Below are 10,043 nucleotides of genomic sequence, written 5' to 3'. Positions count from 1 at the left end.
CCCTTGACCCCCTGCCCCCGCCCTGCAATCTCCTCCACCGAGATACGGAGGAAACCCATGACCGCAACGCCGGCTTACGATCCCAGCAACATCTTCGCCAGGATCCTGCGGGGCGAACTGCCGGCGCACAAGGTCTATGAGGACGACAAGGCCCTCGCCTTCCTCGATATCATGCCCCGGTGCCCGGGCCACACCCTCGTCATTCCCAAGAACCCGGCGCGCAACATCCTCGACATCGACCCCGAGGACCTCGCCTATGTGGCGAAGATCGCCAAGAAAGTGGCCATTGCCGCCAAGGCCGCCTTCGCGGCGGACGGCGTCACCGTGCAGCAGTTCAACGAGGAAGCCGGCGGGCAGGTGGTGTTCCACCTCCATGTGCACGTCATCCCCCGCCATGCCGGGGAAGCCATGAAGCCGCCGGCGAGCGCCATGGAGAAGCCCGAGGTGCTGGCCGAGCATGCAGCGCGGCTGAAAGCCGCCCTGGCCGGCTGAGCGCGGCGCGTGGCTCTTTCCCCCTTGGAGCTGGCTCAAGCGGTTGGGGTAACGGTTCGCGCCCCGGCGCGGCTCCATCTCGGCTTCCTCGATCTCGGCGGCGCCGTGGGGCGGCGCTTCGGCAGCCTCGGCATCGCCATCGAGCGGCCGGTGACGGAGGTCACGGTCACCCGCGCGGCGGCTGATGCGGAAAGCGGGCCTGACGCCGCCCGCGCCGCCCGCGCCCGCGATGCGGTGCGCGCCGCCCTCGGCGTCACCCAGGCGTTCGCGGTGGCGGTGGATTGCGCCCTGCCCGCCCACAACGGGCTCGGCTCCGGCACCCAGCTGGCGCTGGCGGTGGGGGTGGCGGTGGCGCGCCTGTCCGGCCATCCTCTGTCGGCGCGCGAGGTCGCGACCCTGCTGGGGCGCGGCCGGCGCTCGGCCATCGGCATGGAAGCGTTCGAGGCCGGCGGCGTCATCCTCGACGGCGGCAAGGCCATGGCGACCGCCACGGGCGATGGCGCGGCCACCACCGGGCCGGGCGCCCCCCCGCCCCTCCTCGCCCGCCTGCCCGTGCCGGACGCCTGGCGCATCCTCCTCGTCTACGATCGGGCGCGGGAGGGCCTCTCGGGCGACGCCGAGATGAAGGCCATGGCGGCGCTGCCGCCGTTTCCGCCGGAGCGCGCCGCCCATTTCTGCCATCTGATGCTGCTGAAGGCCCTGCCCGCCCTCGCGGAGGGCGATGCGCCGGCGTTCGGCGCGGTCATCGGCGAATGGCAGCGGGCGCTGGGTGATCATTATGCCGCAGCGCAAGGCGGTGCCCGATTCCTCAGCGCCGACGTGGCCGCCGCCATCGCGGTGGTGGAGGAAGAAGGCCTGCCGGGCGTCGGCCAAAGCTCTTGGGGACCCACGGGTTTCGCCATCGTGGGCACCGAGGCCGAGGCCGAGGCGCTGCTCGGGACCTTGCGCCGGCGCTTCGCATCGTCCACAAACCTCTTCTTTGATTGCGTGCGGGGCAACAATCGGGGCGCCGAACTCGTCGCCCTTTAGGGACCTCTGCTGCGGGCCAAAAACGAAAAACACAAGGAGGACGGCGCGGCGCTCCCCAGCACCCCGCCGATCGGCTTGCACCGCAAGCGCATCGGATGGTGCATGCTCTGCCGCACCGGCAGGGACGGACCGGCCGGTCGGCTCGGGTCAGCCTGGTCGGTTCCGGCTCGGGAGGGCAAAACGGACGCTCTGCGCCCGGCGGCGTCGCGGGAGAACAGGCTGGGAATCATGGATCTTGCCCTCATCGCCCTTTCCGCCCGGCCGCTGGCCGCCAGCGCCGCCCGGGCGGGTTTCGCCGCTCTGTCATTCGACCTGTTCGCCGATCTCGACACCTGCGCCCATTCGGCGCGCTGCGTGCGCGTGCACAAGAAGAACGGCTGCGCCTTCGACGGCGACGACCTGATCCAGGCGCTGCATTCGCTGGCGCCGGCGGGCCTGCCGGTGGTGCTCGGCGGCGGGCTGGAGCACGATCCCACCCTCATGGCGCGCATCGCCGAGCGCAACCCGATCCTCGGCAATGCGCCGCAAACGGTGCGGGTGCTGAAGGACCCCATCGCCCTCGCGGCACTGTGCGCCCATCTGGGCATCCCCCATCCGCCGATCACGCTGGAGGCGCCCACCCCCGAGGCCTTTGCCGGCGCGAACGTGCTGGAAAAGAAGATCGGCGGCGCGGGCGGCGCCCACATCCGCCGCCGCGAGGCCGGCGATGTCTCCCCGCCCGCGCCCGGCTACTTCCTCCAGCGGGAGGTCGAGGGCCAGTCGCTCTCGGTGCTGCTGCTGGCCAACGGCAGTTCGGCGCGCCTCATCGGCGCCTCCCGCCAGTGGCGGGCGGAGGACCCCGAGCACCCCTTCCGCTATGGCGGCGCCGCCGGCCCCATCGTGCTGCCGGAGGCGTTCGCTGCCGAAATGCAGCAGGGCGCGCTCAACGTGGCCCTGGCCTGCGGGCTGGTGGGCCTCATCTCGGTGGACTTCATGGTGTCCGGCGAAGGCTGGTTCCTGGTGGAGGTGAACCCGCGGCTCGGCGCCACCCTCGACATCTTCGACGTGGACCCGCTGCCGCCCCTGATGGGCCTGCATCTGGCCGCCTGCGGCGGCCGGCTGCCGGATGTCCTGCCCGTGCCGTCGGAAGCCCACGCCGCCGGCGTCATCTATGCCGACCGGGACATGGTGGTGCCGCAGGAGGCGTGGCCCGAGCATGTGGCGGACCGCCCGCCCGCGGGTGCCGCCGTGGCCAAGGGCTCGCCCCTGTGCACGGTGCGCGCCACCGGCCCCTCGGTGGAGATCGCCGAGGCGCGCCTTGTGGAACTGACCCGCGCCCTCAAGCGCGAACTCGGGCTCGCGCCCGAACCCACCCTGGCGCCGTGAGCCTGCGGCGGCGGCGGGTGAGCCGCAACCATGCTGTCGGCTGAGATCGCCCGCGCCTTCGAGGCCGCCTGCCGCGCCGAGCTTTCGGCGCTGAAGCCCGGCAACGTGCACATCTTCGCCGCCGGCCACGGCATGGAAGTGGCCCAGTTCGAGCACGCCGCCGCCGCCGCCGCACCGGCGGTCGCCGAAGCGGACCTTAACGTGGGTGCGCGCATCGAGGCGGCGGTTCAGGCTTCGCTTGCGGTGGCGGGCTGCAACACCAATCTCGGCATCATCCTGCTCTGCGTGCCGCTCGCCGCCGCGGCGGAGCAGGGTCCAGGCGATCTTCAGGCCCGGCTGCGTGCCGTGCTGGACAGCCTCGACGTGGCCGATGCGCAGGGGGCCTTCCGGGCCATCGTCGCCGCCAATCCGGGCGGCCTGGGCGCCGTGCCGGATGCGGATGTGCGGGCATCCCCGACCATCACGCTCAAGGCGGCCATGGCGATGGCGGCGGGGCGCGACAGCATTTCCCGGCAATATGTGACCGGCTTCGAGGACATTTTCAGCCTCGGCGTGCCGGCGCTCGGCGAACGCCCGCTGGCACGCGAGCGCGTGGAGGCCGCCTATCTCGCCTTCCTCGCCACCTTTCCTGACAGTCACCTCGCCCGCAAGTTCGGCACCGCGGCCGCCGAGGCCGTACAGGCGGAAGCGCAGACGGTGCGGGCGCAGGTGGAAGGCCTCAAAGGCCAGCAGCGGCACGACCGGCTTCTGGCGTTCGACGGCCGGCTGAAGGCGCGCGGCCTCAATCCCGGCACCACCGCCGACCTGACGGTGGCGAGCATCTTCGCGTCATTGCTGGCCCGGCCGCAGCAGGCGGACTGAACCGCTCCATCGTCTGCGGGCAACCTGAACGAACGACGCCACGGCGCCTCAAGATGAGCGCGCCGTGGCGTCGGCTCAGAACTTCACCGCGAGCGCGGCCTTGCCGGCGTTGTAGCTGGCGCCGTCGCCGGCCATGCCGTCATAGGCGAGGGTCAGCGTGACGCCGGTGGCGAAGGCGAGGTCGATGCCGAGGCTCGCCACCAGGCTGTCTTCGGCGATGGGCAGGCCCTCGACGCCGAACACGGTGCCGGTGTTCACGAAGGCCACGGCGGCCTCGGGCACCACGTCGCCGAACGCATGCCGCCAGCCGGCGGAGGCGTGGGGCGTCACGGCGATGCCGTTGCCCGCGGCGAAGGTGCTGGCGAGGCGCAGGCCCAGCGTGGTGTAGGCGGTGTCGAAGGACGTGCCCTGGGAGGACAGGCCCGCCACCGGGGCGTTGGTCTCGGCGAAGCTGCCGAGGTCCACGCTGGTCCAGCCGATGCCAGCGAACGGCTCGAATGCCACCCCGCCCAGCGCCACCGTGTAGCCCGCTTCCGCGAACAGGTTGCCGGCGGTGCCGTCATAGCTCGCCCTCGGTGCCTCGCCGGTGAGGGCGACGAAGCGGCTGGTGTCGATGCTGCTCCAGCCGTAGGCAGCTCCGGCGCGCAGCTTGATGGCGTCGAAGCGCGCCCCGCCATAGGCGGCGATGCGCCAAGTTTCGGTATCCGCCGAGGAAAAGTCCGTGCTGGTGGAGGCGGAGGAATAGCCGGCGGCGAGGCCGAACACCGTGTTGGCAAGGCTCACGTCGCCGCCGAGCAGCACGCCGCCCACATTGGTGTCGGCGGCGGCGGCATTGCCGTCCGAATCCGTGGAGAGCCACTGGCCGTAGCCCTGGGCCCAGCCGGTCCACACCGGCGCGTCGGCGGGCGCCTTGATGGCCTTGAAGGCGTTGGCGGCGGGGGATGACGGCTCGGCATAGGCCCGCGCCGGACCACCGGCCCCGAGCGCCGCCGCGCTGCCCCTGGCGCCGGCATAATCCGCCTGCCGCAGCCGGCCGAGGATGAGATCGTTGACCAGCATGTTCTCGGTGGCGATCTGCCCCGGCAGGGTGGCGTGGATGTCGCCGGAGAGCTGGGCGAGGGCGAGGGTGGGAGTGTCACCGGCGACCTGGGTGACGAAATCGCCGTAGAGGGTGGAGGAGCGCGCCTTGTCGCTGCCGCCGATGCGCTCCAGCGCGCCGGCCACCGAGAGCTGGTTGCGCGTCTGCGCGAAGCTGGCGAAGGCCACCCCGGTGCGCTCCAGCGCCAGCGTGACGCGGGTGTCCTCGTAGCTCAGTTCGGGCGTGACGAAGAGATAGCTGATGGGGTTGGCCACGGTGAGCCCGGCGAAGGTGCCGGATACGGCGGTGTCGGACGACACGATCGTGTAGATGCGGCTCCAGGCGAGGGCGCCGTACATCTCCACCTGGGCGCCGTCGGCGATGGTGGCGGTGCCGCCCACGGTGATGAGGTCGGTCTTGCCGTTCGGCGCCACGTCCACGAGATAGGTGCCGGCGAGGGTGGCGTCGCCGACCACCGCGAGGGTGCCATAGGGCGCGGCGCTGGTGCCGGGAGAGAGGAAGACCGTGCCCGAGGCCGCAAGGCTGCCGAGGGTGCCGTTGCCGGTGAGCACGCCGGCGTTGGTGTCGTTGCCCGACAGGATCAGGTTCGCCTTGGCAAGCGACGCGGTGTCGAGGGCAAGCGCCGCCTGGTCGAACACCAGGTCCCCGGCGAAGGACGAGGTGCCGGTGAGGGTGGTGAGGGTCTGCGCCTGCGCGGTGACGCGCTCGAAATTGCGATAGGTGGCGGCGTCGCCCAGCAGGCTGGCATTGAACGTGACGTTGTCGCCGAGCGCGCCGAGCTGGAGGGTATCGGTGCCGCCCTCGGCGTCCACGACGCCGGTCACGCTGCTGCCGGTATGGTAGACGAACAGGTCGTTGCCGCCGCCCATCTGGACCGCATGGGTGGTGCCCGAGATGGTGCCATAATTGACGATGGTGAGGCTTTTCGAGCCATCCACGCCGGAATTCACATAGCGGATGCCGTAGCCGTCGAGGCCCTGGATGGTGCCGTAATTGGTGACGCTCATGGCGGCAAAGGCGTCGCCGCCGTTGCTGTCGTCGGCCAGGATGCCGTTGTTGGCGCCGGAGATCAGGGCCGAGGCGTGGGTGACGTCGCCATTCACGATGGTGCCGCCGCCGATGGCGATGCCTTCGCTGGTGCTCGGCTTCTCCTCGCCCGGCTTGATGCCCTTGGAGCCGAGGCCCTTGATGGTGCCGTAGTTGTAGACCGTCCCGGCCTGGTCGAAGTCCACGCCGTCGCCGTCGCCGAAGCTCGCGGCGGGATCAAAGGTGCCGGTGATGGTGCCGGAATTGGTGAGCGTGCCGGTGCCGTTGGAATTCACGCCGGAGCCGTTGCGGCCCTCGATGGTGCCCGTATTGGTGACGATCAGCGTGTCGCTCGGACCGGAGGCCTTGATGCCGTGATAGGCGCCGGAGATGAGCCCGCCCGCATAATTGTTCACCGTCATGGTGATGGGCTTGCCGATATCTTCGCCATCGATCTTGATAGCCGAATTGTTCTGCGTATCCGCGGTCCCGTCCGCGTAATAGGAAGAAATCGTCCCGTAATTGTCGATGGTGACGCCGTTGGTGCCCTGGATGGCGTCATTGTCGGCGGCGGTGATCAGGCCGGTGGACCGGTTGATGATGGCGATGGTGGCATTGGTGGAATAGATGCCACCCAGGTCGATGCCCTGGCCATCGACGGTCGACTTGATGGTGCCGGAATTGTCGATCTTCAGGACGGGCGCGGCGGTGCTGCCCACCGTCGAGCTGATCTTGATGCCGTCGTCCGTGCCCGCGACCACGCCGCCCTGCTTGTTCGTCAGCGTGAACGACTGGAGCGTGTCGAAATTGGCTGCCGCGTCGAACTTGATGGCGCGCTTGCCGCTCGACGTGGTCTCGATGGTGCCGGAATTGGTGATGTCGATGGTGCCGCCGCCGAGCCGGATCGCGTCGGAGCCGGCGGAGGTGATGGTGCCGGAATTGTCCACGGACACCTTGGCGGTGGTCGCGGTCGCCTTGTCGAAATCGAAGGCCTGACCGGTCTGGGAGCTGATGGTGCCGGAATTGGTGATGGTCACCGTGCCGTTCGCCAGCGTGCCGTTGATGCGGAAGGCATCGTCCTTCGACGTCACGAAGCCGGTGTTGCCCAGCGTGAAGGCGCCGGAGACGTTGCTCGCCGTGTCGATGGTACGGCCGTTCGAGGTGATGGTGCCGTCGTTGGTGATGACCACGCCCGGGTCGGCCGTCGCCGGCGCGCTCCACTGGATCGCGGAGGAGGCGCCGCCTGCGAGCGTCGCGCCCTGGTCGATGGTGCCCGTGTCGCTGCCGGAAACGCTCTGCTGCCCGGCGGCCGGGGGCACGGTGAAGGATGCCGCAAGCGCGGGTGCCGCCATGCCGACCAGGAACAGGGAGAGGACGAGGCGGCTCGACGAGGCATACAGCGCGGGCATGGCGTTCCCCAAAAGGTATCAAGGGGCTGCCTAGGGGCCTTGCGTAACATTTGGATGACAAGCGCAAGTGCAGACCGCGCGCCCGGCCCGGCCAGGTTTGCCACGACCACGCCACAGGCTGGCGCGCCGGCCCGTCAGGACGCGCCAGGACAGGCCGAGGCCAGCGCCCCCCGGCGCCGCGCTTCAAACCCACAGGCGGGCGGTGTCCGGCGCGATGCGGCCGTCGTGCAGCGCGCTCGCCACCAGAACGCCGGCGGCGCCTGCCGCGGCCAGCCGCTCAAGATCCTCCGGCTCCCGGACGCCGCCGGCCGCATACAGGAGCGGATGCCGGCCGACGCCAGCCGCGCGGACGGCGGTCCGCTCCAGGGCGGCGAGATCGGGCCCCTCCCCCGAGCCGACCCGCGCCAGCGTCATCACGATCACCCGCTCGGGCCACAGGGTCGCATCCTCATGCACCGCGACAGGTCCGCGCGGGCCTGCGGCATCGTGGTCGAGGGAAAGAATGATGCCCGCGGCGGCGAGCACCTCGCCTGCCCCTGCGTCATTGGGAAGCGTTTCGGTGCCGATGACGCTGGTTCCGCGACCCCGCGCCGCACGCGCGTGCACCTGGGCGGATTGCACCTCGCCGGCATCGACCCACAGGTCGAGATGGGGAAACTTTGCCTTCAGCGCATCAATGACTTCGCCATGTCCGCCCGTGCCTGCGATGGCATCCAGGTCTGCCACATAAAGCGTGCGGAACGGCGCCAGCGCGAGGAGGCCGGCCACCACGTCTTCCGCCGCGCTGGTCGCGGCCAGCGGTGTGTGGATGGGGCGATATGCGTCGCGTTCTCCGCGCAGGGCGTGAACGACACACCCTCCCTTCAGGTCAACGACAGGGATAAGCTGCATCTTAGAATGACCCTGTTTGCCCCCGGAAAGGTGCCCTATGCGCGTTTTCATCTGCGAGTACGTGACATCCGGAGGATTGCGCGACAAGCCCTTGCCCGAAGCGGCCCTTGCGGAAGCCCGCCTGGTTCGCGACGCCCTGGTCATGGACCTTGAGGAGCTGCCGGGAATCAGTGCGGTCCTGGCCTATGACGACCGCCTGCCACGGCCCAAGCACGACGCGGTGCCAGTGCGAAAGGGCGAAGATCCCTGGATCACATGGTCCGGCCTCGCGCAGGAGTGCGACGTGGTGTGGCCCATCGCGCCCGAGGCCGGCGGCCAGCACAGCCGCATGGTGCGCCTGATGCGGGAGGCGAACGCCCGCATCGTTGCCTCCGCCTCCGATACGGTCACGCTGCTCAACAGCCGCTTGAAGACGGCCAAGCGCCTTGCCGAGCATGGCATTCCCCACGTGCCGACCTATCCCATCGATGCCCTGCCGCGCGGCCTCGACGGCGACCTCGTGACCCGGCCCGACGACGGCTCCGGCTGGGCCAGCGCCCGCGCCTGGCCCAACCGCGCCGCCCTGCCACGCGGCGCCGGCCTGGTGGTGCAGCCTTATGTGCACGGCACTTTTGCGAGCCTCGGCGTGCTGGCGCGCGAGGATGGCGTGACCCTGCTCGCCGTCCACCGGCTGCACATTTCCCATCTGGTGGGCGTGTTCGGCTTCGAGGGGGTGACGGTGGGCGCCATCGCCGACGCGGACGGCAGCCTCGCAGCCCTGGCGCGCGACGTGGTGGCGGCCTTCCCGGGCCTGTCGGGGCTGCTGGGCATCGACGTGATCCTGACGCCGCAGGGCGCGGTGGTCACGGAGGTCCATCCGCGCGTCACCCCGGCCTATGCGGGCCTGCATGCCTCGCTGGGCGTCAATCCGCTCGCTTTCGTGCCGGAGCTGATCCGCGAGGGCAAGCCGCCGGCGGTGCCCCATCTGCCGCGGCCGACGCCCGTGGAGGTGAAGCTCCGTTGAAAGGCGCGGGCGAAACCAATAGGAAGGCACATCGATCAAGGCCGGCGGCCCGCCGGCGCGTGAGACCCATATGACGTCCGACGACACCCCTTCCCTCGCCGATGCGCTGGCTGAAACCGACGCCGGCGCGCGCGCCCGTCCGCTCAACACGGACCGGCTGTTCCTGCGCGCCCTGCCGTTCTATGCCCGGCACGGCGTCTTCGAGGCCGAGCGCGAACTCGGCCAGCGCTTCGTCGTGGACGTGGACTGCTGGCTCGACACCCGTCCCGCCGCCTGGGCCGACGATGCCGCCCTCACCGTCTCCTACCAGCAGGTCTACGAGCAGGTGGCGGCGGTGGTGACCGACGACCCCGTCCGCCTCATCGAGACCCTGGCCGAGCGCATCGCCACGCGCCTCCTCGACCATTTCGAGACCGTGGAGCAGGTGCGGGTGGTGGTGCACAAGCCCGGCGCTCCGGTGACCGGCGTGTTCGGCGACGTGGGCATCGAGATCATCCGCACCCGCTGAAGCACGCGCCGTCTTGAGGGGCGGAACGACGCGCCCCGCTTTCGCGCTCCGCTGCATTGCGCCATAAAGCAGCCGGCGGGGGCGTCCGCCGGACCAGCATGGGAGTGCGCGGTGAGCGAGTTGGTGACCTTGAAGACCTATCTCGGGACCTGGGCCGGCGCCGACGCGGGCCGCCTGGCGGTCGCGCAGGCCGTGACCGCCATCGCCGAGGCCGGCGTCGGCATCGCCGATCTCGTCGCCCGCGGGCCGCTGGAAGAGGGCCTCGCCTCCATTCGCGGCACCGATCCCAATGCCGGCGGCGACGCCCAGAAGGAGCTGGACGTGGTGGCCGAGGAGCGCATCAAGGCCGCCCTCCTGCCC

General features: G+C 70.5%; 8 protein-coding genes and 1 pseudogene. 7 read left to right on the top strand and 2 right to left on the bottom strand.

The window, feature by feature from the left end; translation table 11 throughout:
- The first annotated feature begins 57 nt into the window (after positions 1–57).
- The 4 genes from K9U41_RS19545 (at position 58) to K9U41_RS19530 (ending at position 3,747) form a co-directional block, all read left to right on the top strand.
- Complete coding sequence (locus tag K9U41_RS19545; RefSeq protein ID WP_282642529.1) at positions 58–492, top strand: HIT domain-containing protein; 435 nt, start codon at positions 58–60, stop codon at positions 490–492.
- 9 nt (positions 493–501) lie between these two features.
- Positions 502–1,521, top strand: coding sequence for a beta-ribofuranosylaminobenzene 5'-phosphate synthase family protein (locus K9U41_RS19540; RefSeq protein WP_282642528.1), 1,020 nt, complete (start codon positions 502–504; stop codon positions 1,519–1,521).
- A 228-nt stretch (positions 1,522–1,749) separates the two neighbouring features.
- Complete coding sequence (locus K9U41_RS19535) at positions 1,750–2,886, top strand: ATP-grasp domain-containing protein (protein WP_282642527.1); 1,137 nt, start codon at positions 1,750–1,752, stop codon at positions 2,884–2,886.
- Positions 2,887–2,916: 30 nt separating this feature from the next.
- Positions 2,917–3,747: a triphosphoribosyl-dephospho-CoA synthase gene (locus K9U41_RS19530; RefSeq protein WP_282642526.1), complete on the top strand. Its 831-nt coding sequence runs from the start codon at positions 2,917–2,919 to the stop codon at positions 3,745–3,747.
- A gap of 75 nt (positions 3,748–3,822) precedes the next feature.
- Here the strand turns inward: K9U41_RS19530 and K9U41_RS19525 are convergent, their stop codons facing one another.
- Both K9U41_RS19525 and K9U41_RS19520 read right to left on the bottom strand, forming a co-directional pair.
- Positions 3,823–7,281 (bottom strand): autotransporter domain-containing protein, encoded by a 3,459-nt coding sequence (locus K9U41_RS19525; protein ID WP_282642525.1) that lies wholly within the window; start codon positions 7,279–7,281, stop codon positions 3,823–3,825.
- Between the two features lie 183 nt (positions 7,282–7,464).
- On the bottom strand, positions 7,465–8,172 hold the full coding sequence (locus K9U41_RS19520) for a HisA/HisF-related TIM barrel protein (protein ID WP_282642524.1): 708 nt from the start codon (positions 8,170–8,172) through the stop codon (positions 7,465–7,467).
- A 37-nt stretch (positions 8,173–8,209) separates the two neighbouring features.
- Between K9U41_RS19520 and K9U41_RS19515 the strand changes: the two genes are divergently transcribed.
- The 3 genes and pseudogenes from K9U41_RS19515 to K9U41_RS19505 all read left to right on the top strand — a co-directional run.
- The gene (locus tag K9U41_RS19515) at positions 8,210–9,175 is read left to right on the top strand and encodes an ATP-grasp domain-containing protein (protein ID WP_282642523.1); all 966 of its coding nucleotides are present in this window, start codon (positions 8,210–8,212) and stop codon (positions 9,173–9,175) included.
- Between the two features lie 70 nt (positions 9,176–9,245).
- Entirely contained in the window at positions 9,246–9,683 is a 438-nt protein-coding gene (folB, locus tag K9U41_RS19510; protein ID WP_282642522.1) for a dihydroneopterin aldolase, read from the top strand.
- A gap of 111 nt (positions 9,684–9,794) precedes the next feature.
- A pseudogene (locus tag K9U41_RS19505) lies at positions 9,795–10,043 on the top strand (class 1 fructose-bisphosphatase); the annotation flags it as partial.

The sequence above is a fragment of the Xanthobacter autotrophicus genome (assembly GCF_029991245.1).
Lineage (GTDB): Bacteria > Pseudomonadota > Alphaproteobacteria > Rhizobiales > Xanthobacteraceae > Xanthobacter > Xanthobacter autotrophicus_C.
The sequence above is the reverse complement of the archived record's forward strand: the minus strand, read 5'-3'. Positions and strand labels throughout refer to the sequence as shown.

Bases quoted from the DNA above. Each gene is read 5' to 3' on its own strand.
- K9U41_RS19545 (WP_282642529.1), top strand. From the start codon at position 58: ATGACCGCAACGCCGGCTTACGATCCCAGCAACATCTTCGCCAGGATC.
- K9U41_RS19535 (WP_282642527.1), top strand. From the start codon at position 1,750: ATGGATCTTGCCCTCATCGCCCTTTCCGCCCGGCCGCTGGCCGCCAGC.
- K9U41_RS19530 (WP_282642526.1), top strand. From the start codon at position 2,917: ATGCTGTCGGCTGAGATCGCCCGCGCCTTCGAGGCCGCCTGCCGCGCC.
- K9U41_RS19525 (WP_282642525.1), bottom strand. From the start codon at position 7,281: ATGCCCGCGCTGTATGCCTCGTCGAGCCGCCTCGTCCTCTCCCTGTTC.
- K9U41_RS19520 (WP_282642524.1), bottom strand. From the start codon at position 8,172: ATGCAGCTTATCCCTGTCGTTGACCTGAAGGGAGGGTGTGTCGTTCAC.
- K9U41_RS19515 (WP_282642523.1), top strand. From the start codon at position 8,210: ATGCGCGTTTTCATCTGCGAGTACGTGACATCCGGAGGATTGCGCGAC.
- folB (WP_282642522.1), top strand. From the start codon at position 9,246: ATGACGTCCGACGACACCCCTTCCCTCGCCGATGCGCTGGCTGAAACC.